The following is a 1,039-nucleotide window of genomic DNA, read 5'->3' on the forward strand; positions in this document are numbered from 1 at the left end:
CTCATAGAGCAAACGCAACTCATTTAGAATAATCCCAAAGGAGAAACCATCAACAGCAATGTGATGTATTACCAGTAATAATACATACTCTTGGGAAGAAAGAGTAAATAAAGTTACTCGCATTACACCCAGTGACAAATCGAAAGGATGCTTATATGCTGCGATCGCTTCCTTAGTCAATTTATCTTCATCCCAACTTGAAGCGTCAATGGTTTCAATGTAGACTTCTTGGGATTCGTGGATTTCTTGAAAAGGTGCACCATCTCCTTGACTAAATTTAGTCCGTAGTGTCGGGTGACGAGCTACCAATGTCTCTAGAGCCCGTTGCAAAGCCGGAATATTTAAATGGGAACAGATACGAACTGTAAAAGCAATATTATAAGCTGCGCTATGGGGTGCAAGCTTATACATAAACCATAGACCTTGCTGACCATAACTGAGAGGATAGGATTTAGAGCTATCAAAATCCTCACTCAGGAAATCAACAATTTCTGTTTTATGTTGCTTAATTTGATTTAACAATATGGGAGTTAATGCTTCTTTGGGAGCACGATAACGTAGTTTATCATTCTCAACCCACAATTCCACATTCTGCTGTGAGAGGTTTTCAAGAAACTCAACTAAATTCATAATTCCCCTTCTAACCAATCATCATTATCTATTATTCTCAGGCTGGGGTTTTCCCTGTCTTGCTGATGAGCATTTTCTATCTGTTCTTCCACTAGCATTACCAAATTATTCATACTCAAATCGTCTAGGAATTTCACCGCAGCTAAATCTACAGACCAATCAGTTCTCAACTGATTCCTCAGCTTGACAGCAATCAGAGAGTCAATTCCTAAATACTTGATAGACTGTTGCATATGTATATCAGATGGGCTTATACCTATGGCCTTAGCAATCTGAAGACGCATATAAGCTCCTAAGATTTCTTGACGTTCCCTCGTAGTGGTTTGGGTCCATCTCTCTAAAATATCATTGTGTTTTGCTATAGTCTGCTCTACTTCTTTTTGTTGTTCAGCTTCACTAATTAATTTAG

General features: G+C 38.4%; 2 protein-coding genes. Both read right to left on the reverse strand.

The genetic code is table 11. From position 1 onward, the window contains the following. Window positions 1–630 (reverse strand): condensation domain-containing protein (locus tag F6K52_RS36775; RefSeq protein ID WP_293090232.1); only part of this gene is annotated, 630 nt, incomplete at its 3' end. Further along, the coding region (locus F6K52_RS36780; protein WP_293090234.1) for an acyl carrier protein at window positions 627–1,039 on the reverse strand (413 nt) is incomplete at its 5' end. The genes F6K52_RS36775 and F6K52_RS36780, both read right to left, overlap by 4 nt.

Origin of the sequence: Moorena sp. SIO3H5, from assembly GCF_010692395.1 — a bacterium.
Lineage (GTDB): Bacteria > Cyanobacteriota > Cyanobacteriia > Cyanobacteriales > Coleofasciculaceae > Moorena.